Origin of the sequence: Youngiibacter fragilis 232.1, assembly GCF_000495435.3 — a bacterium.
In the GTDB taxonomy this organism is placed as follows: Bacteria; Bacillota; Clostridia; order Clostridiales; family Clostridiaceae; genus Youngiibacter; species Youngiibacter fragilis.
The window spans coordinates 1-22,449 of sequence record NZ_AXUN02000177.1; the positions used below are offsets into that span (position 1 = coordinate 1).

The following is a 22,449-nucleotide window of genomic DNA, read 5'->3' on the forward strand; positions in this document are numbered from 1 at the left end:
TACGAAAGAATAGCAGAGCAAATGAACATGAAAAGGTACAGACGCTGATGCACTATGTTAACAAAGAGAATCTGGAGGAAGTCCACAAGCAGCAGCCAAAGGGCAAAGCCAAGGGTATAGATGGAGAAAGCAAGGAAACCTATGAGAAGGATCTTGATTCCAACATCGCTGAACTGCTCAAACAGATGAAACAGTTAAGCTATCGCCCACAAGCGGTAAGACGGGCCTATATACCTAAAGCTGGAAGCGACAAGATGAGGCCATTGGGAATACCTGCATACAGGGATCGTCTTGTACAAGGAGTCATGCAGAGGGTGCTTGACCAAATCTACGAAGGGAAATTCTATGACTTCTCCTATGGGTTTCGAGCAGGCAGAAGCTGTCATCAGGCAATACGAGAAGTTAATCAGATAATCATGACAAAGAAAATAAATTGCGTGGTTGATGCCGATATTGAAGGCTTCTTTGACAACGTAGACCATGAGTGGCTGATGAAATTCCTTGAGCATGATATAGCTGACAAGAACTTTCTGCGATATATCAAGCGATTTCTGAAGGCAGGAGCAATGGAAGACATGAAATACCATGAGAGTGACAAAGGAACTCGGCAAGGAGGTCTGATCTCGCCGGTGCTTGAAAACATATACCTGCACTATGTGCTAGATGTATGGTTTGACATAGTGGTAAGGAAGCACTGCAAAGGTGAAGCGTACATGGTACGTTACGTCGATGACTTTGTGTGCATGTTCCAATACGAAAATGAAGCCAATAATTTCTTCAATGCGCTGCAACTGAGGCTTGGGAAATTCGGACTGAAACTGGCTAAGGACAAAAGCCGAATTATCCGGTTCGGACGATTCGCCAAACAAAACAGTGCAAACAGCAAAACTGAGACCTTCGACTTTCTAGGCTTCACCCACATCAACGGGAAAACCCAAAAAGGGAAATATACTGTGCTGCACCGAACCAGCAAGAAGAAGCTAAAGGCAAAGAAGCAGGCAGTGAAAGATTGGCTGACAGCAAACACGCATGGTGAGCCTTCAGAAGTAATTAAACTGCTCAATCTTAAACTGGCAGGACACTACAGGTATTATGGCATATCGAGGAGTCAGAGAGCATGTCTGTCTTGGAAGAGGTATAAAATGTTGTTGGAGAATCATCCAATAATAGAGCCAAGGCCATATGTGGACATCTGGCAAGCTTTGTAAGGATTGTATTAAGAGCCCGTTGCCTTAATAGGGCACGACGGGTTCTGTGAGGGGCAGAGACAGAACCTCACGAATAATATAAATATGTATATAAGTGAGGTGAAAGTCGAGCTGTCTACTCGACATTTTGTGGAAAACCATATTCTGCTTCAAGAGGACGAGAGCCTTGAGGATCTGCAGCTTAAGGGGCTTGTGATTATTCAGAAGAAAAAGGGTTTCAGGTTCGGTGTGGACGCGGTGCTTCTATCGCATTTCTCGAGCATAAGGAAAGGTGCGAGGGTCATGGACCTGTGCACTGGAACAGGGATAATTCCAGTCCTCCTTGCAGGGAAGACCGAGGCCTCTGAAATTTTAGGACTTGAGATCCAGAAGGATTTTGCATCGATGGCAAAACGTACGATAACGATCAATAGCCTGCAGGACAGGGTTTCAATAATCGAGGGCGACTTGAAGGACCATAAACTCTTGAAGGGTCAGGGGCTGTTTGATGCTGTCACTGTAAATCCGCCCTACAAGAAAAAGCATTCGGGAATCAGAAATCCTGAAGATACTCTTGCAATCGCGAGGCATGAGGTTGCATTGGAGCTTGAAGATGTCATAATGGCATCGAAGATCCTTCTTAAGGATGGCGGAAGGCTGTTTATGGTCCACAGGCCTGAGAGGATCGCAGACATACTTGAGCTTATGAGGAAGCATAAGATTGAGCCCAAAAGGATACAGACAGTGCACCCAACCTTTGGAAAGGCTCCGAACATAGTGTTGGTTGAAGGACAGAAGTATGGCGGTGAATTCCTGAAATGGGCAGAACCGATATATGTCTATTCTGATAATGGAGGTTACTCGGACCAGATAAGAGAAATCTATGGAGATGATCGAAGATGACAAAGCTTTATATAGTTCCAACTCCCATCGGTAATCTGGGCGACATGACGATTAGGGCACTTGATGTGCTTAAGAACTGCGATGCCATAGCATGCGAAGACACAAGGGTTACCTCGAAGCTGCTGTCAAGATATGACATCAGGAAACCGCTCATTGGCTACAGGGAGCACAACGAGGTAAGAAGCGGGGATTTCATACTTGAAAGAGTCAGAAACGGAGAAAACATAGCTCTTGTGACTGATGCCGGAATGCCTGGAATTTCTGACCCGGGTGAAGTGGTAATCAAGGCCGCAATAAGGGAAGGGGTGGAGTTTGAGGTGTTGCCAGGTCCTTCCGCGGCTGTAACAGCACTTGTATCTTCAGGCCTTTATACCGGAAGGCATACCTTTCTGGGCTTTATCGGCAAGTCACGTAAGGAGAAGAGAGATGTCCTTACGGAATACAAGGACAGGACTGAGACTTTAATAATATATGAGGCTCCGCACAGGCTTAAAGATACGCTGGATGCAATGCTCGAAGTCCTTGGGGACAGGGAGGCATGCGCGTCCAGGGAGATCACAAAGCTTCATGAAGAGCATATTCGAGGCAGGATCAGCGGGCTGGTTGAAACGTTCAAGGAAAAGGAACCAAGGGGTGAATTCGTGATCTGCATATCCGGAAGGACAAGGCAGGAATTGAATGAGGAAAAAGCGCTGGCCTTCAGTGAAATGTCAATCAGGGAACATCTTCAGAAGGTAATGGATTCTGGAATAGACAAGAAGGAAGCAATATCTGTCGTTGCAAAAGAAAGAGGCATACCGAAAAAAGAGGTCTACAAGGAAAGTTTGAATATTTAATACTCGGATTATATGGTAAAATATAACGTATAATACAGTATAATTTGTGAGAGAAGGTGGACGCTATTGCATGAACTGGAGAAATCGGTAAATCTTGGAGACCTTAATCTAAACGTAAAGAACCTTGCCAGGACCACTTTGATTCCGATTGAGGATTTTCCTAAGTATGACCTGTTCCTGTCCCAGGTAATCGAATTCCTGGAGACTGTGTTCAAGGATGAGAAGTATACAGTGAATATCATCCAGAACTACATCAAGAATGAGATAATTACAAAGCCAGTGGATGGGAAGAAGAAGGGTTATACAAGAATACATCTAATAGAGCTTTTCTTCATCAGTTACATGAGGCCAGTCCTCACAATGGAAGAGATCCGCAAGGTGTTCAGGCTTGCATTCAACAATATAAATGACAGGTCTGATGATATTATTTCCTTTGAGACTGCATATGAGATCTTCTACAATATCCAGAGGAACAAGGATATATTCGATATGAACAAGGGCATATTCAGCAATACGAAGCTCGAAAACATAGTCAGTACTTTGAATTTAAAGGATGCTGACAGGGACAGGATAAAGACTTTCATTGCTGTGATGGCGCTCATTTCCGAAGCCAGCTTCATAAAGACAAGCGTAAAAAGTTTGATTCTTGACTCCAAGGATTAGCATTTCGCAGGAATCCTGCATATTTATCACAGGGGTGATAAAATGGATGTTCTCATAAGTGCGGTGTCAGACATAGGATTCCCTATGGTCGTTGCTATTTATCTCCTTACTCGGATCGAGGGGAAAATGGAGAGCCTGACTGTAAGCATCAACAATCTGTCGACCATACTGGACCAGAATCTGAAGTGATTCCAATATTCTTACAAAATTTCCATGAGGGACACACAATGGTAACTTCTGTCTGCTAAATTGGAAATATGAAGAATCCCCTTTATCAACATTATTTTGCAGCATAATTGTTTATGCTCTCTCCTTTGAAGCTCCTAATCGGGGGCTTTCTTTTTTTAAGCAAAAGGACCGGAAAAATCCGGTCCATCGTAATGTCAGCAGTCAGATGCAGAAAGGTCCCTTCCTCTTTCGCTCATAAGAACGAATCTGCTTCCAAAAAAAGTCTTGATATACTTAATCCGGACATTCTGGAAAAAGAATGCCATATCTCCATCCGCTGCGATCCTTATTCCGTCCTGTTCGTATACTTCGTCCTCTTTAGATAGTTCACCCTGAACTATTTCGAAACTCGGGCCACCTCAGCCAAAGCCCATCATGGCTATCCTGTATACATTTCCTTCCTTCTTGAGCTGCTTCTTCATCTCTTCGATAGTATTCTCATCTATATGAATCTGCATGATATCCTCCTTTCTTTTGTTTTTAAAGATTATATCATGTTAGAACGGATAAATGAAGGGGAGCAGAAATTTCAATGTCTGGGGAACTTTTGTCATCATTGCCATTTGGTGACTTCTATCGTCTATAATATAGGAAGTACTGAATTCGAGGTGCACGATGACCGAGGTTAAGATATCTGTAAGAAATTTGATTGAATTTGTCCTGAGGAATGGAGACATATCATCAAAGTCCGCTGCTTCAAGTCCTGCAAGGTTGGAGGAAGGGACAAGAGCCCATATCGCACATCAGAAGATGCGGTTGGAGGAGGATAGTTCATATATCAAGGAATACTACCTTAAGCATACCAGGGAAATAGACGGGTACCTTTTTACCGTTGACGGCAGGGCTGACGGACTGGTACACGACAAGTATATAGAAGAGATCAAATCAACCTATGTGCCGCTGGATGACATAGAGGACGGCAGCCTTCTGCACTGGGCTCAGGTCATGTTCTATGGCTTCATGTACCTTGAGGACAAAAAGGGAGAAGAGATTAATCTGAAGCTTACCTACTGCAATCTGGATGACAGTATCCACAAGACCTTCGAAAGGCTTTATACACTTGATGAGCTGAGGTCATTTGTTGAGAGAGTCGTTACAGGATATATGAGGTTCATCAGAGAAAGGCTTAGATGGCAGGAGTTGAGGGATGTATCCCTGAAGGTCCTCGATTTTCCTTTTGAGCGTTATCGGGAGGGGCAGAGGGAGCTTGCTGTTGCTGTCTATGGAACCATAAAGGAGGGAAGGAAGCTCTTCGCTCAGGCTCCTACGGGAACGGGGAAGACCGTTTCCACACTCTTTCCTTCTCTTAAGGCTCTTGGGGAGGGACTTCTTGACAGGATATTCTACCTGACTTCAAAGGGGACGGGAAAGACAGTTGCAGAAGAGACTGCAGATGTCCTAAAGGCAAAAGGAGCACGCATAAGGACACTTACACTCACGGGGAAGGAAAAGGCATGCCTGAACGAGACTGTTGAATGCGAGCCTGAAAAATGCCCGTACGCCAAAGGCCATCTTGACAGGATAAATGAATGTCTTCTTGAAATGCTTCAGAATGAGGAGACCTTCACCAGGGAGAAGCTCGAGGAATATGCGATTAAGCATATGGTTTGTCCGTTCGAGATGTCACTGGATATGTCACTATTCTCAGACCTCATCATATGTGACTACAACTATGCCTTTGACCCGAGAGTATACCTCAGGCGGTTCTTCGTGGACATCAGGGAAAAGTACATGTTCCTTGTCGATGAAGCACATAACCTTGTAGACCGCTCAAGGGAGATGTACAGTTCAACATTACTTAAGTCAGAAGTCATGGAAGCTAAGAAAGCTGCAAAGGGCAAGTCCAGGAAGCTAGAAAAGTCGTTAGGCGACTTGAACAAGATATTCATAGCCGAGCGCAAGGAACTTGAGGTAATAGGTGGCAGGCGGACTTCAAATGCCGTACCTGAAGAGCTGCTCCAGTATGCTGAGAAGTTCATAACTGCCTTTGAAGCATTCCAGAAAGATCATCCTGATGAATTTGAAGAAAAGGAGAAGATACTTGACCTGTTTTTCAAAGCTCACAATTTTGTTGCAGCAGGAGCAATGTTCAGGGAAGGCTATATCGCATATGCGGAATCCAGTCCGAACGATGTCAGGTTCAGGATATTCTGCATGGATCCGGGTGAGATACTCATTGAAATCTTCAAAAGGGCCAGGTCAGCAGTAATATTTTCAGCGACACTTACTCCAATGAAATACTATATGGACGTACTTGGAGGTGAAGAAGGGGATTACAGGATGGTGCTGAAGTCTCCGTTCCCAAAGGAAAATCTCCAGGTGTTCCTTGACCGTCGGATAGACACAAGATTCAGCGCGAGGGAGAATAGCTTCGAAGGGATAGCTGATAATATCCAGGCAATGGCCATGATGAAGAAGGGGAACTATATGGCTTTCTTCCCATCGTACAAGTACATGAACAATGTATATGAGGTGTTCTCAGGGAAGTACGGCACAATAACTGATACTTTTCTTCAGACTCCTTCAATGGAGGATCAGGAAAGGGAAACAGTCTTGGACAGTTTCAGAAGCCAGCGGGGGAAGTCATACATAGCCTTCATGGTTCTTGGCGGAGTATTCGCAGAAGGCATAGACCTTAAGGGTGAAGCACTCATTGGTGCCGCGGTGGTAGGGGTAGGATACCCTCAGGTATCCTTCGAGAGGGACCTTATCAGGGATTATTTTGAAAAGGAAGGACTTGGCTACGAATATGCATACATTTATCCGGGAATGAACAGGGTGCTTCAGGCTGGCGGAAGAGTAATACGCACCGAAGAGGATAAAGGTACTATCCTGCTGATGGACCTGAGATATTCCTGGAGCTCATTCAAATCTCTATTGCCGGAGCACTGGCTTCCACTGTTGGAATGGAAGCGAAAGAACCATCTTTGAGTGAAATTAAAACTGATGCACAAAAGAAACTGATTACATTGGTAATTCAATGATTAAATTGTGAATTGTTGGTATTTTGTTAAAATTCATTGACTTCACATAACATTAAATAGTACCATAGTATTATACAATTATTACATCATACGGAATCAGTGAGGATATTTAATGCTAAGCAAAAATACAAGGAACCTGCTTCTTAAGACTGGAGTGGCATTGTCACTCTCATTCTTGCCGGCCGGAATACCAGTTGAAATAATAGAAACCTACACAGTTCAGGCAGCAGTAGTGGATACTGCCACCGGAAAACTTACAGTCAAGGTGTCATCAGTATGGGCGTACTCAAGCGCAAGCTGGACAGCGAGGTCAAGGACATACAGCCAGGGGACTGTACTCAATGTGTCTGAAAAACATATTGTCGATGGCAGGTACATGTACAAGCTGGATAACGGACTTTTCATTACTGCAAACACCAGCTATGTATCGTTCACACCAAATGCTTCACAGGCTGCCCCGATAACTGCCGCACCATCAACTGCAGACTACAGGAAAACGACTGCAAACCTCAACATGAGGTCAGGAGCTGGAACAGGTTATTCCATCCTGCTCACGATCCCCAAGGGGACATCACTGAAGGTTGAGTCAATATCAGGCACGTGGGCCAAGGTAAGCTACAGCGGAAAGACAGGTTATGTCTCAACCGCATACCTGACATCAGCACCAGCTCCAATACCAGCTCCAGCTCCAGCACCAGCACCAGCACCAGCTCCGGTCACAGATGATTGGAGAGCTACGACAGCAAACCTCAACATGAGGTCAGGGACTGGAACAGGATATGCCATTTTAACAACCATCCCCAAAGGGACATCACTGAAGGTTGAGTCAATATCAGGTACGTGGGCCAAGGTGAGCTACAGCGGAAAGACAGGTTATGTCTCAACCTCATACCTGACATCAGCACCAGCACCAGCACCAGCTCCAGCTCCGACACCAGCACCTGCACCAGCTCCAGCACCTGCACCAGCACCCGCTCCAATCACAGATGATTGGAGAGCTACGACAGCAAACCTCAACATGAGGTCAGGAGCAGGAACAAGCTATACAGTAATACTGACCATACCTTCGGGTACGAAGCTCAAGGTAGAGGGGATTTCAGGGACATGGGCAAAGGTTAGCTACAGCGGGAAGGCTGGTTATGTCTCAACCGCATACCTGACATCTGCACCTGCACCAGCACCAGAGCCAGCGCCTGTTCCAGAGCCAACACCTGTACCAGAGCCAGAGCCAGCTCCGACACCAGCACCAGCTCCGGTCACGGATGATTGGAGAGCTGCGACAGCAAACCTCAACATGAGGTCGGGAGCAGGAACAAGCTATACAGTAATACTGACCATACCTTCGGGTACGAGGCTCAAGGTAGAGGGGATTTCAGGGACATGGGCAAATGTAAGCTACAGTGGAAAGACAGGCTATGTTTCGACAGCGTATCTTGTTGAGGCCTCAGCGCCAGTACCTGAGCTTCTTCCGTCCAAGATTACAGTTGATACGGATTTCAGGGAAGTCTATAGCAATGAAGAGATTGTGATCCGAGGCTGGGCATTGTCCGACAAAGGTGTTACTGAAGTAAGGATCATTCTCGATGGTACGGATATTGGAGCGGCAGGCAGGGAAGCAAGACCTGACGTTCTGGCTGCATATCCGGCATACACTTCAGCCACTGAACCAGGATACAGCTTCACACTTGGACAGGACAGCATTTCAACTGGTTCACATACGATCGTGATCAAGGCTATATCTGCTGATGGAACCATCATGGAAAAGGCTTTCCAGTTCACTGAAGTAGATGCTATGCCAATGGCGGTCATCGAAAAGCCAGCTGGCACCATAGAATATGGTGATGTAGAAGTATCAGGATATGTGCTCAACAATGCTGGTATAAAATCAGCGGAGATACTGGTAAATGGTGTATCGATCGGTATGGCTTCAACAGGTCTGGAAAGAATGGATGTCGCATCAAGATATCCGTTTTACCTGAATGCCCAGACAAGCGGCTACAGCCTTACCCTGTCTAAGGCAAGGTTTGCAAGAGGTGAGAACACTGTAACCGTAAAGACCGTAGGCAATGACGGAACATCAGCACAGGCTTCAGTGAATTTCTATTTCAGCAAACCATTCGTGGAGTCTGTTGCTGTACTAGAATCCCCATCGGCAGCAGAAATGGGCAATGAGGACATCCTTGTTAAAGGGTACGCTCTTGATGACACAGGAGTAAAGTCCGTCAAGGTACTATTGAACGGCAAGGCAACCGGTACAGCAGCCATTGGCATTGCCAGACCGGAAATTGAGATACTGTATCCGGATTTCTATAATTCTGCAAAAAGCGGATTTCTGTATACAATAAGAAGAAACAATCTGTTCCCTGGTGTAAATACGGTTACTGTGAACATAACGTTCAATGACGGCAGGACTAAGACCATCAACCATACTGTTGCAGTCGATAAGATCCCTCTTATCATTATAGATGCGGGGCATGGAGGAACTGATCCAGGAGCTTCAGGTTACCTGAATGGGATAAGAGTGTCGGAGAAGACCTATGTCCTTCAGTTCGCAAAGGCTTTGGACGAAGAAGTGAGGGCTCTTGGATACAGGACACTTCTTACAAGGACAGAAGATGTGTTCGTTGAACTGTCGGCAAGGGCAAAGATTGCAAATGATGCAGACGGGGACCTGTTCTTCTCGATACATCATGACTACAGCTCATCACCGACTTCATCGGGTGCATTCCTGATATATCCTTCTCAGAAGACAGTTTCAATATCTGACTCTGCAATTGCTGAAAGCATCGACGTGTCAGGGTACCTGAAGAAGACCTTCATAGCGGCAGGCTTCAGGGATAGGAGAAACGGCTATGATATAGATATTTCAGGTCATACTCTGGCGGTGCTCAGACAGTCTGAGATGAGGTCCGTGCTTGCGGAGATAGGATACATGTCAAATGCGGAAGATATGTTGAAGATAGCGGATCCTGTGTTTCAGAAGGCCGTGGCTTACGGGCTTGCACAGCAGATCAGGGCATATTTTGAAAGGCAGTAACTTTTTTGAACTTTTGTCTCATGCTGCCAGAGGGGAGGAAGGGCATGTTAAGCAGAAAAACCAGATTGGCACTAATCAAGGCGGGAGTAGCTCTCACAATTTCATTCGCTTCGGTCGGAACGTACAGCGTCAGGACATATGCTGATGTTGTGAACACTACAGCTGGTACACTGACTGTCAAGGCATCTTCCATTTGGACTTACAGTGCCCCTGACTGGAACGCAAAGACCAGGACATACCCATCAGGAACTGTATTTAAGGTAACTGAAAAGCATAACGTTGCAGGTCGCTACATGTACAGGCTGGACTCTGGGCTGTATATTACCGCTAATGAGGCTTATGTCACATTCGCACCGATGACACGGACTGAACCTGAGGTAAAGCCTCCTGCGCAAGTGACTGCTGATACCAGGACGACAATAGCGAACCTTAACATGAGGACAGGCCCAGGTACAACATTTGCAATAATAACTACAATTACCAAAGATTCAGAAGTAAGGGTTGAATCAGAAGCCGGAGGATGGGCAAAGGTTGAGTATGGCGGCAGATCAGGATATGTATCAACATCGTATCTGACTCAGGTTGCAGCTGCTCCAGCTCCAGTTCCAGTTCCGGAACCCCAGCCGGAGCCTGTTCCTGCACCAGAGACTGCAGCATTTGAGAGAAAGACTACAGTCAACCTTAATATGCGGACCGGACCTGGTACGTCATATGGAATCATAACCACTATTCCTAAGGATACCAGCGTAAGTGCTGAAGCTGAATCAGATGGATGGGTGAAGGTAACCTATTCGGGGAAGACGGGGTATGTGTCAGCGCAATACCTGACACAGCCAGCAGTGATTGACCAACCGTCTACGCAACCAGACCCTGTGCCTGAGCCACCGTCTCAGGAGCCGGATCCTGTGACTGAAGATGCGGAAGCACCTGCAAGCGATGACTTCAGGACAACGACTGCAAATCTTAATCTCAGGTCTGGGGAAGGTACCTCATATCCTGTAATCATGGTAATTCCTTCAGGTACATCTCTTAGTATCGATAGTATTACGGGCGTATGGGCAAAGGTGACATATTCCGGGGAAACAGGGTATGTGTCAGTACAATATCTGACCCAGCCTGCTGTGGCCGAACCCGTACCTGAACCGGAGCCAGACCCTGTGACTGAAGTTCCTGAAGCACCAGCAAGCGATGACTGGAGGTCAACGACTGCGAACCTTAACCTGAGGTCAGGAGAAGGAACCTCATATCCTATAATCAAGGTCATCCCATCGGGTACAATGCTTAATGTTGAAGCGGATACAGGGAGCTGGGCAAAGGTGACCTACGGCGGAAACACAGGATACGTAGCAACCGCATACCTTGTTAAGAGTGAAGCCCCCGCAACAGGCGTGGATATCGTGGAGTATGCGTCGCAGTTCCTCGGAGTTCCTTATGTCTGGGCCGGAAACACACCTGAATCAGGCTTTGACTGCTCTGGATTCACAAGATACGTATACGCTAACTTCGGAATCTCACTTCCAAGGATATCAAGGGACCAGGCAAAGACTGGCACTGCAGTTACCGAGGAACAAAGGAAGCCTGGTGACCTGCTTTACTTCGGCTCCAATGGTTATGTAGACCATGTGGGGATATATGCAGGCGACAATAATGTCATACATGCATCGAGCACCAATAAAATGGTTGTAATTTCAAGCCTTCAGTACTATACTGCGACATATATGGGCGCAAGAAGGCTTTTGAATCCATAAGGGTTTTTATCAAGTCATGAGAGGAGGAACAGGATGTTAAGCAAAAAGACCAGAATGGCTCTCGTCAAGGCGGGAGTAGCATTGACAGTGACGATGGCCAGCATCGGGGCAGGAAGCCTCTCTGGCGGGGAAATGGCTATGGCTGCTGTCATTAACACGCAGACAGGAACACTTACAGTGAAGGCAGCTTCGCTTTGGGCATACAGCTCTCCAAACTGGAGTGCAAGGACAAGGACATATCCAGCAGGAACTTCCCTGAAGGTTGTCGAGAAGCATGAGGTGGATGGGAGGTACATGTATAAGCTTGAAAACGGGCTTTACATATCAGCAAATACCGCATATGTGAGCTTCTCACAGGATACGGCAAGCGTACCTGCACCAACTCCGTCGCCAGCTCCTGCTGAGCAGGCTGGTGACGTTCGTGTCACCACAGCAAACCTCAACATGAGGACTGGACCAGGAACGGGTTATTCGATAATGACAACCATACCTAAGGGTTCAAGTGTAGCTGTTGCATCAGTAACAGGTGGTTGGGCAAAGGTAACCTATGGCGGAAGGACAGGATATGTTTCATCAGGCTATCTGTCTGCACCCGTATCGGCACCTGCCCCGACACCGACACCTGCCCCGGAAGCGCCCTCAGGCGATGTTAGGAAGACTACTGCGAATCTTAACATGAGGACAGGACCAGGAACAGGATATTCAATACTTATGACTATCCCCAATGGCTCAAGCGTGACAGTGTCGTCCGTATCTGGTGGCTGGGCTAAGGTGACCTATGGTGGTAAGTCAGGATATGTCTCGACATCGTATCTTACGCAGCCAGTGACAACAACACCAGCACCAGCACCAGAACCTGTAATACCTTCAGAGGACAAGAGGACCACGCTGTATAACCTCAACATGAGGACAGGACCAGGAACAGGATATTCGATACTTGTGACAATACCAAAAGGCGCTAGCATTCCGGTGGCATCCGTATCAGGAGGATGGGCCAAGGTGACCTATGGCGGAAGGACAGGTTACGTAGCTGCAGCATACCTTTCGGAGCCGCAGGCCCCTGTAGTCAAACCGGACCTTCCCATGATTATGACTGTGGATGCATCACCCAAAGAATCGTACTCCAATGAGGACATTACCATAAAGGGCTGGGCTCTTGATGATTCTGGGATAAAGGAAGTGGTTATCCTTCTTGACGGAGTGCAGATAGGGACTGCATCGAGGTATTCGAGGCCCGATGTCGAAAATGCGTATACAAGCTATGAATCCAGAGCCAATTCAGGATTCGAATTCACCATACCAAAATCCTCAGTTAGCATCGGAACACATACGGTTACCGTTCGTGCAGTTGGAATAGATGGGACAACTAAGGAAAACACATATACAGCTGTCATGGTAAAGGAAAGCCCGGTAGTTAAGGTCACCAGCCATACGGGAGGTGCCGTTGTAAGGACAGAGAAGACAACCATTGAAGGCTTTGCACTTAATGTGGCTGGAGTGGCACAGGTATCTGTAGAACTCAATGGCACGAAAGTTGGAAACGCTGTGATCGGGCTTGCCAGAACAGGCATGGAGTCCTATACCGCCTATTCCGATGCTTCAAAAAGCGGATTCAGCTTCATATTCGATACAAAGACCATGGTCCAGGGGAACAATACAATTAAGCTTGTCATGACGGGCAAGGACGGTACCCTAAAGAGCGAGACCATAACACTTGTGAGCAATGAGTTCTATGTTGAAAAAGCGTACTCAGAGACTCTGACCTACTACGCCAAGGCTGAGCTTGCCAAGGGTTCGGCAATCAAGCAGGTGGATGGCAAGTGGGTTGCAGCAACCGTAGATGACATAAGGTACTACATGGACCCCGCAAACTTCATGAACGACTACATCGGGAAATACATGTTCATGAAGCTGAGCTACATAGAGGTGGATACTGCCGTGCTTGAGCAGATGCTCGCAGGCAAGGGGATCCTCAGCGGAAAGGCCCAGGTATTCAAGGATGCGTGCAAGTCGAACAACATAAATCCGATATACGTTATAGCACATGCGCTGCTTGAAACCGGAAACGGAACCTCAGTACTCGCTAACGGGGTACTGGTAAAGGAAAAGCATGTTGTATTCAATGACCTATACAGTCCTGTCATACCTGTCGACCCGCCGGTCACAGTCTACAACATGTTCGGGATAGGGGCGTATGACGGCAATGCTGTCCTGTGGGGATCGGAACGTGCGCTTGACAGGGGATGGACTACTCCTGACCTTGCAATAGCAGGTGGAATAAAGTTCCTGGCTGAATCCTACATCAACAATGCGACGTACATGCAGAACACGCTGTATACAATGAGATACAGGTTCGAGGGGTATGGCCTCTGGCACCAGTATTCGACTGACATCGCATGGCACTATAAACAGGCAAGGATAATCCAGAGGGAATTTTCAAAGATCCCTAATCTGCCAAGGTTTGAATTTGAGATTCCGACCTTCAAGGAAGAGCTGCCTTCTCAATAATGCAGGCATCCTATCATCAAGAATTTCAGATTCAGGTAAAAAATGAAGACCGTGAGCTGCCGCTCACGGTCTTGTCATTACATGAATCAATCTTTCTTCTGGCTCTTGGGAATCTCGTTCTCGTATATGAAGTCGTGGAGCTCCTCTATGGTCTCCTCCTTTTCAAAGAAGTAGAACCACTTTGTTGTAAGCTTCCCATAGCCGTAGTCATCGGTCGGGAACCTTGCCTGAAGGACATTCTTCATACCTGCGTTGATGACGCTGGTCCCTATCCTTACCATGTTGTAGAGGGATACGTTGGTTTCTACGTTCGGCGCAAGCTTTGCTGCGACACCGGGGATGTCCTTTGTATCGATTTCCTTGAACTTGTTGAACATCGATGTTAGTACAGAACGCTGCCTTTCAGTCCTTTCGAAGTCACCATCCCCAACATACCTTACTCTTGCATAGCCTACGGCCTGGACACCTGTTAAGGTCTGGAGTCCGGTTGTCTCGATTGCCTTATATGGGACATCTTCGATTTTAGCTACATCGCCAATATATGCATTGACCATGTCGATCTCATAGTCCTTGATGTCTATTTCAACTCCGCCAAGCGCATCGATGACGTTGATGAGCCCGCCATAGTTGATTACCGCATAGTATTCAATGTTCATACCGAAATTCGTATTTACTGTGTTCAGTGCGAGGGGTGCACCGCCGTATGCATAGGCATGCGCGAGCTTGTCCGAACCGTGCCCCTTTATCTTGACATAGGAATCCCTCATGAGGGATGAGAGCTTCAGATTGTTGTTAACGGGATCGATTGAAAGTATCATCATGGAGTCGGAGCGTGAATTCTCATCTGGTGCCCTTTTATCAGTACCCAGGAGGAGTATGTTTATAACTTCCTTCGAGTTCTCGAACATGTTTATCTTCACTTCAGCTTCTTCGGTGATTCCGAGGTCTTCCTTCTCAGTGCTTATTACCTGTACGTCGAGGCTCTTGTAAATGTTGTTGACGTACCATGCGCCATACGCTCCTGCTGAAAACAGGGCCAGGAGGGCTATTATAAGCGCTACTTTGATTCCTTTGTTCATATCTGCACATCCTTTGCTGATAATGGACCTTGAATTTCCATCTACCGATTATGTTACCACCATTTTGTAAAGAAAAGTTAAAATTCAATTACACAATTCTTAACAGGTGATTAAAGATTGACGCCTCTGTGACAATGTCCTCCGTTTATATTATAATGATTGTGGTAATTTATTGTTATAAAAATCATGCAACAATCGGAGGTATATATGAAGACTTACCTTGTGACCGGAGGAGCCGGTTTCATAGGATCCAATTTTGTGATCCATATGCTGAGTTCATACAATGATGTGAAGATAGTGAATCTTGACAAGCTTACATATGCAGGGAACCTTGAAAATCTTAAGGGTGTTGAAAACAACGGGAACCATGTTTTCGTGCAGGGAGATATCTGCGACAAGGAGCTTGTAGGCAGGCTCTTCACGGAATATGACTTTGACTATGTCATAAACTTTGCAGCTGAGTCCCACGTTGACAGGAGCATAAAGGAGCCTGAGGTATTCGCCTCAACCAACGTACTGGGAACTGTGACCCTTCTCAACGCTGCAAAGAGCGCATGGGAAAAGGATGGAGTCTGGAAGGAAGGGGCAAAGTTCCTGCAGGTATCGACTGACGAGGTCTACGGATCGCTTGGAGATACAGGCTACTTCATGGAAACCACTCCATTAGACCCTCACAGCCCGTATTCCTCATCGAAGGCCGGAGCAGACATGATGGTAAAGGCATACGCCGACACCTTCAAGATGCCTGTCAACATAACAAGGTGTTCGAACAACTATGGACCGTACCAGTTCCCTGAGAAGCTGATACCTCTCATAATCAACAACTGCCTTAACAAGAGGCCTCTCCCGGTTTACGGTGACGGACTCAATGTTAGGGACTGGCTTTATGTTGTTGACCACTGCAAGGCCATTGACATGGTAGCAAGGAATGGAAGACTCGGAGAGGTCTACAACGTAGGCGGACACAACGAGAGGACCAACATCCACATAGTGAAGACCATTATCGCATACCTCAATGAAAATGTGGATGAAACCATCACCGAGGACCTCATAAAGTATGTTGAGGACAGGAAGGGACATGACAGAAGGTACGGCATCGACCCGACAAAGATCAGGGAAGAGCTTGGCTGGGAGCCTGAGACCATGTACGAGGACGGTATAAAGCTTACAATACAGTGGTATCTTGACAACAAGGACTGGATGGATCACATAACAAGCGGCTCATATCAGGAATACTACGAAAAGATGTATTCCGGGAGGTAGTTATGGGTAAATTCAAGTTCACTGAAGCTGAAATAAAGGGTGTATTCGTGATAGAGCCTACAGTATTCGGCGACGACAGGGGCTACTTCATGGAGACCTACAACTATAAGGAGTTCAGCGAAAACGGACTCCCGATGCAGTTCGTGCAGGACAACCAGAGCAAATCGAGGAAAGGCGTGCTTAGAGGCCTCCATTTCCAGTCAGAGATGCAGCAGGGAAAGCTTGTAAGGGTAATCAGCGGAGAAGTCTTCGATGTAGCAGTAGACCTAAGGAAGGGTTCTGACACGTATGGCAAATGGCAGGGCGTAAGACTGTCTGCGGAAAACAGGAAGCAGTTCTACGTGCCTGAGGGCTTTGCCCATGGATTCATCGTTCTTTCTGAGACAGCGGAATTCGTGTACAAGTGCACGAACCTTTACGCACCTCAATATGAGGGAGGGATACTCTGGAATGACCCTGAAATAGGAATCGAGTGGCCCCTTGAAGGCATCGAAGAGGTGCTGCTTTCGGAAAAGGACAGGAATGCAGGTACTCTTAAAGAAAAAAGAATAGTGCTATAGTAATCCTGACCATATTTTTATATATTAAAAATATGGTCATCTGATTATTTGTATATTGGAGCTGCTTACTAAGCCCTATGGGCTTGTCTTGGAAATTTTGTTAGGTGGTCGTATGTTAAAGAAGATTAAAGAAATAACTGTCTATAAGGAGCTCCTTTATAACCTTACCAGCAAGGAGCTGAAGCTGAAATACAAGAATTCCGCATTGGGATTCTTCTGGTCGTTCCTTAATCCGCTTCTCATGCTGACAGTATATACGTTTGCATTCAAGTTCATCATGAGGATAGAGATTGAGAACTACAGCCTTGTGCTGCTTGCAGGACTGCTTCCCTGGAACTTCTTCAATGCATCAGTTCAGGGAAGCACCATGTCACTAGTGAACAACTCGCATCTGATCAAGAAGGTGTACTTTCCGAGGGAGATTATTCCATTGTCTCTTATCATGAGCAATTTCGTGAACTTCCTAATGACGATGATAGTCCTGTTCGTGGCGATGATGCTTTTCGGTGTGCCGCTGGGTATCAATATATTCATGCTCCCAGTAGTTCTCATTCTCCTTGTGATGTTCACGACGGGACTAAGCCTCATGCTCTCATCTCTCAACGTATACTACAGGGACATATCCCATTTCGTTGAGATACTGTTCATGGCATGGATCTACCTTACTCCTGTAATCTATTCGTTCTCGATGATACCGGAGAAGTACAGGATATTCCTGATGCTGAATCCCATGACCCTTGTAGTCGAGCTCATAAGGGACACCACAATAAGGAATGTGTTCCCTGACCTCAAGTTCCTCCTGGCACTGCTTGTTGTCTCTTCCATTACTCTTGCTGTCGGGCAGAGAGTGTTTACAAAGCTCGAACGCGACATCGCAGAGAGGATATAGAGGGGTGGAAATATGGCAGTGATAGAATTCAAGAGCGTAAACAAGAAGTTCAAGCTATACCAGAACCTCAGCTATTCAATCAAGGAGATATTCATCAATACCTTGCTGAGGAGATGGAGGCTGCAGGTGGCATACCATCCGGTCCTGACGGATGTCTCCTTCAGGATTGAAAAGGGTGAGACTGTAGGGATCATCGGGGAGAACGGAACAGGAAAAAGCACAACATTAAAGCTGATATCGAAGATACTTTATGCAGACAGCGGAGATGTGCTGGTGGACGGCAAGGTATCTGCGCTCCTTGAGGTAGGTGCCGGATTCCAGCCGGACCTCACCGGAAGGGAGAACGTATTCCTCTACGGCTCCATACTCGGGCTCTCCAAGGCAACCATCACGAAGAAATACGATGAGATAGTGGCGTTTGCAGAGATGGAGGAGTTCATGGAATCCCCTGTCAAGAACTACTCGTCAGGTATGTACATGAGGCTGGCTTTCGCTGTAGCGATAAATGTTGACCCGGACATACTGATCATCGACGAAGTTCTGGCAGTGGGCGATGAAGCCTTCCAGAAGAAGTGCATAGAGAAGATACTCTCGTTCAAGAGACAGGGAAAGACCATAGTGTTCGTATCACATGACATGGGTATGGTAGACAGGATCTGCGACAGGGTTATCTTCATAAAGAAGGGCGGCCACATAGTGGAAGGCTCGACGGATGACATGATAAACCTGTACAGGAGACTTGTGTACAACATAGTTGACGAGCCTGAGGAACAGATTGTCGGCGAAAACGGCAATGTGAAGCTCATGCTCCATGAATCGCATTCCCACCCAATGAACAACAGGTATGGGAACAGGAAGGTTGAGATCTCAAGGGTCTATTTCTCTGATATGGCAGGAAGCATAAAGAACAGGTTTGATACCGGCGAGGATATTGCGGTAAATGTGGAGATCAAAAGAAACTCTGATATTGATGAAGTGGTGTTTGGCTATGCTATCCATTCTGAGGATGATGTCCTCGTATCCGGAAGCAACTCCAGAAACCACCATGTGACATTGAAGAATACATCTGACACAGTCCGTTTCAGGATGATAATAAGCAATGTGCTCCTTGAGGGCAGATACCAGTTCACTGCTGAACTCCACAGCTCCGAGCAGGTCGACCAGTATGACATCCTGGACAGACAGTATGAATTCATGGTTGACCAGGCGACTGTTGATGGCAACGGCCTTGTAAAGCTTCCCGTCATATTTGAGATACCGGAAGAGAGCGGCCAAATATGAGAGCAGACATTGTAGTGCCGAACTACAACGGCTGCAGGCATATGGAGCTTCTGGCAAAGTCCCTTGCAGCTCAGAATGACAGTGACTTCAGGGTCATATTTGTTGACAATGGTTCAGAGGATGGCAGCCCGGAACTCTTTGAGAATCTTTCAGCAGAGCTGGAGCTTGACCATATCATAATCAGGAATGGTGCAAACCTTGGATTTCCAGCCGCAGTGAACGCGGGCATAAGGGTTTCAGGTGAGGAGATCGTTATTCTCCTGAACAATGACATCGAGGCTCACCCGTCGTTCGTGAGAGAACTTAAGAGGTCCATGGAATCCAGGCCAGATGCTTTTTCAGTCCAGGCAAGGATGATGCGCTTTGATGACAGGGACAGGCTGGATGACGCAGGTGACGGATACACCATGCTAGGCTGGGGATACAAGACGGGAGACGGGAAGAATGCCGATGGCTACATGTCCGGGAGGGAAATATTCAGTTCCTGTGCAGGAGCTGCAGCCTACAGGAAGAGCGTGTTTGATGAGATAGGTCTGTTTGATGAATCATTCTTCGCTTACCTTGAAGACATGGACATATCCTGGAGAGCTAGGATCGCAGGCTACACAAACCACTACTCCCCGGATCCGGTGGTTTACCATATTGGAAGCTCGTCAACCGGCGGCAGAAGGTCATCCTTCAAGATGAAGCTTGTGCCAAGGAACAACATATGGCTCATTTGGAAAAACATGCCCATGATTTTCATAATATTGAATCTGCCGTTCATTATGGCAGGTATCCTGATTAAGGGTGCCGCATTCTCGATGATGGGATTTGGAAGAGAGTACTGGGGTTCTGTAGCAGAAGGGATAACGACCCTTGGTGAAGTCAGGAGAGGACCATTCAGGCTTAAGGATGCAGGAAGGCACATTGCGATCCAGCTTGAACTTATTGCTGGGATCTGGCACCTGATAAGGAAGTAAGAATGGAGGACCTATGGACGTTTCAATAATAATTGTCAACTACAATACGTGTGAGCTTACCGGAAAGGCCATAGATTCCGTTGTGAATACCGTTAAGGGTCATTCTTACGAGATAATACTGGTGGATAACGGTTCTTCCGACGGAAGCGCAGAGGCTTTCAGGAGAAGGAAGGATATAGTCTTTATAGAGACTGGTGAGAACCTGGGATTCTCGAAGGCAAACAATATCGGGATAAAGGCCTCAAAAGGAAGAAGGATACTGCTTCTGAATTCTGACACCATCGCAAGGTCAGGTGCCATAGACAGGTCCATGGAATACATGGATTCCACAGGCATCAAGGTCCTCGGTGCCAAGGTGGTGCTTCCGGACGGGAGACTGGACAAGGCCTGCAAGAGGTCATTTCCGACTCCTTCAAATTCAGTCTGGCACTACATGTACCTTGACAGGGTATTCAGGGCAAGCAGGACATTCGGAGCCTACAATCTTACGTATCTTGACGAAGATGAGATTGGTATGGTGGAGTGCATCATGGGTGCATACATGATGGTGGACAGGGAAGTAATTGACAGTGTAGGTCTGCTTGACGAGGACTTTTTCATGTATGGTGAGGACATCGACTGGTGCTACAGGATGGTGGAAGCCGGATACGGAATAATATACTATCCAGAAGCAGTCATAACGCACTACAAGAAAGCAAGCTTCAACAAGAGACGCAAGGAGTCCATAAGGGAGTTCTACGACTCAATGTGGATCTTCTACGAAAAGCACTATAAGGAAAAATACGGGAAGGGTGTCTCTTTGGCAATGTATGCCGGTATAAAGGGGAAAATGGCCCTTGACCTAGCAATAAATTCGCTGAAGAGGTGATTTTGCCGTGATCAAGAAAAACCAGAAGATATTGAACATGCTGCAGTTTGTGCTGGACATGGCGGCTATCCTCATATCCATAGCAGCGTCATGGTACCTGAGGTTCCACTCGGGGATCGTGCCAATATGGTTCCCCGGAATACTTTCATTCTGGGATTATTTCAATCCGGTAGTTATGTTCCTGCCTTTTTTCGCACTCAGCCTGTATCTCTTCAAGCTGTATGACCCTCAGAGGAAGAACACTTTCTCCGAGGAGGTCTATGCGATAGTGAAGGCGAACAGCACAGGGATATTCATGTTTGTCCTGTTCCTGTTCCTCTCCAAGCAGATGCACTATTCCAGGGTGATGCTTGCAATACATGTTGTGCTTGTCAACCTGCTCATGATAACCGAGAGGGGCTTAATCAGGCTCATGCTCAGGCGAATGAGGGCGAAGGGGTATAACCTGAAGCACATCATCCTCGTCGGTGACAGCGATGCATCGAGAAGGATAATAACCTCCATGGCTGCAAACAGGCACTGGGGATACAACATAATAGGTGTGATCAGCACGGGAATCGTTGATGCTGATTTTCCCGCAAGGCATCTTGGGATACTTTCCGACCTTGAGGAAGTCATAACAAGGGAAAATGCTGACGAGGTCTTCATTACACTTGAGCTGAATGAGTACAAGGTAGTTGACAAGATAATAAGGGTTTGCGAAAAGGCCGGAGTTAAGACCTATATCGTCCCTGACTACTACAGATACCTTCCCGCAAGGCCGTTTGTCGAGGATGTGGACGGGCTGCCTATAATAAACATAAGGTACATACCATTAGACAATCCTTTATATGCATTCGTAAAAAGGCTGCTGGACATACTGATCTCAGGGCTTGGCCTGCTTGCTATAAGTCCAGTGCTTCTGATAGTTGCAATTCTTGTCAGGCTCGATTCGCCTGGACATGTAATTTTCGTGCAGGAAAGGGTGGGGCTCAACAGGAAGCCCTTCAACATGTACAAGTTCAGGTCAATGAGGCTGCAGACGGATGAAGAGGAGCATGACAAGTGGACAACCAAGGATGACCCGAGAAAGACCAAGGTAGGCAATTTCATCAGGAAGACAAGCATAGATGAACTGCCTCAGCTTTTCAATGTGCTAAAGGGTGACATGTCACTCGTCGGACCCAGACCTGAAAGGCCTTATTTCGTGGAAAAGTTCAAGGAAGAGGTCCCAAGGTACATGATAAAGCACCAGGTAAGGCCGGGAATAACCGGCTGGGCTCAGGTACAGGGCTGGAGAGGCGATACCTCGATAGTCAGGAGGATCGAATGCGACATTTACTACATAGAGAACTGGAGCCTGGTTTTCGATGCAAGGATATTCCTCATGACGTTCTTCAAGAGGAAGGTAAAGGAAAACGCCTATTAGAAGATTTTGACTGATTGGATGTGGTCATCATGGCATTGTTAAGTG

General features: G+C 46.7%; 17 protein-coding genes. 16 read left to right on the top strand and 1 reads right to left on the bottom strand.

Going from position 1 to position 22,449, the window contains the following annotated elements:
* The 9 genes from ltrA to T472_RS10070 all read left to right on the top strand — a co-directional run.
* A partial coding sequence (ltrA, locus tag T472_RS10035; RefSeq protein WP_023863564.1) for a group II intron reverse transcriptase/maturase occupies positions 1-1,208 on the top strand: 1,208 nt, incomplete at its 5' end.
* A gap of 129 nt (positions 1,209-1,337) precedes the next feature.
* A complete protein-coding gene (locus tag T472_RS10040) occupies positions 1,338-2,090 on the top strand; it encodes a tRNA1(Val) (adenine(37)-N6)-methyltransferase (RefSeq protein WP_242864793.1) in 753 nt (250 codons plus the stop codon).
* Positions 2,087-2,926, top strand: a complete 840-nt coding sequence (gene rsmI / locus T472_RS10045) for a 16S rRNA (cytidine(1402)-2'-O)-methyltransferase (RefSeq protein ID WP_023386411.1) — start codon at positions 2,087-2,089, stop codon at positions 2,924-2,926. Before T472_RS10040 ends, rsmI begins: the two co-directional genes overlap by 4 nt.
* Before the next feature lie 66 nt (positions 2,927-2,992).
* Entirely contained in the window at positions 2,993-3,589 is a 597-nt protein-coding gene (locus T472_RS10050; protein ID WP_023386410.1) for a DUF1836 domain-containing protein, read from the top strand.
* 42 nt (positions 3,590-3,631) lie between these two features.
* Complete coding sequence (locus T472_RS19350; RefSeq protein ID WP_023386409.1) at positions 3,632-3,778, top strand: YvrJ family protein; 147 nt, start codon at positions 3,632-3,634, stop codon at positions 3,776-3,778.
* Positions 3,779-4,432: 654 nt separating this feature from the next.
* Positions 4,433-6,748 carry an ATP-dependent DNA helicase gene (locus T472_RS10055; RefSeq protein WP_023386406.1) on the top strand — a complete coding sequence of 772 codons (2,316 nt, stop codon included), beginning with the start codon at positions 4,433-4,435 and terminating at the stop codon, positions 6,746-6,748.
* Positions 6,749-6,913: 165 nt separating this feature from the next.
* Positions 6,914-9,838 carry an SH3 domain-containing protein gene (locus tag T472_RS10060; RefSeq protein ID WP_040907315.1) on the top strand — a complete coding sequence of 975 codons (2,925 nt, stop codon included), beginning with the start codon at positions 6,914-6,916 and terminating at the stop codon, positions 9,836-9,838.
* A gap of 44 nt (positions 9,839-9,882) precedes the next feature.
* Positions 9,883-11,586, top strand: coding sequence for an SH3 domain-containing protein (locus tag T472_RS10065; RefSeq protein ID WP_023387154.1), 1,704 nt, complete (start codon positions 9,883-9,885; stop codon positions 11,584-11,586).
* A 33-nt stretch (positions 11,587-11,619) separates the two neighbouring features.
* Positions 11,620-14,094 (top strand): SH3 domain-containing protein, encoded by a 2,475-nt coding sequence (locus tag T472_RS10070; protein ID WP_023863565.1) that lies wholly within the window; start codon positions 11,620-11,622, stop codon positions 14,092-14,094.
* Between the two features lie 86 nt (positions 14,095-14,180).
* On the opposite strand, the gene T472_RS10075 is transcribed toward T472_RS10070, so the two are convergent.
* Entirely contained in the window at positions 14,181-15,173 is a 993-nt protein-coding gene (locus T472_RS10075) for an LCP family protein (RefSeq protein WP_023387472.1), read from the bottom strand.
* Positions 15,174-15,380: 207 nt separating this feature from the next.
* Here T472_RS10075 and rfbB point away from each other — a divergent pair, with 207 nt between their 5' ends.
* From rfbB to T472_RS10110, 7 genes are all read left to right on the top strand, one after another.
* On the top strand, positions 15,381-16,436 hold the full coding sequence (gene rfbB, locus T472_RS10080) for a dTDP-glucose 4,6-dehydratase (protein WP_023387473.1): 1,056 nt from the start codon (positions 15,381-15,383) through the stop codon (positions 16,434-16,436).
* A gap of 2 nt (positions 16,437-16,438) precedes the next feature.
* Entirely contained in the window at positions 16,439-16,996 is a 558-nt protein-coding gene (gene rfbC, locus T472_RS10085; RefSeq protein WP_023387474.1) for a dTDP-4-dehydrorhamnose 3,5-epimerase, read from the top strand.
* Positions 16,997-17,108: 112 nt separating this feature from the next.
* Positions 17,109-17,885 carry an ABC transporter permease gene (locus tag T472_RS10090; RefSeq protein WP_023387475.1) on the top strand — a complete coding sequence of 259 codons (777 nt, stop codon included), beginning with the start codon at positions 17,109-17,111 and terminating at the stop codon, positions 17,883-17,885.
* A 12-nt stretch (positions 17,886-17,897) separates the two neighbouring features.
* Positions 17,898-19,166 carry an ABC transporter ATP-binding protein gene (locus T472_RS10095; RefSeq protein ID WP_023387476.1) on the top strand — a complete coding sequence of 423 codons (1,269 nt, stop codon included), beginning with the start codon at positions 17,898-17,900 and terminating at the stop codon, positions 19,164-19,166.
* Complete coding sequence (locus T472_RS10100; protein ID WP_023387477.1) at positions 19,163-20,128, top strand: glycosyltransferase family 2 protein; 966 nt, start codon at positions 19,163-19,165, stop codon at positions 20,126-20,128. The genes T472_RS10095 and T472_RS10100 overlap by 4 nt, the downstream gene beginning before the upstream one ends.
* Before the next feature lie 13 nt (positions 20,129-20,141).
* The gene (locus T472_RS10105; protein WP_023387478.1) at positions 20,142-20,996 is read left to right on the top strand and encodes a glycosyltransferase family 2 protein; all 855 of its coding nucleotides are present in this window, start codon (positions 20,142-20,144) and stop codon (positions 20,994-20,996) included.
* 7 nt (positions 20,997-21,003) lie between these two features.
* The gene (locus T472_RS10110; RefSeq protein ID WP_023387479.1) at positions 21,004-22,404 is read left to right on the top strand and encodes an undecaprenyl-phosphate glucose phosphotransferase; all 1,401 of its coding nucleotides are present in this window, start codon (positions 21,004-21,006) and stop codon (positions 22,402-22,404) included.
* Positions 22,405-22,449: the final 45 nt, after the last annotated feature.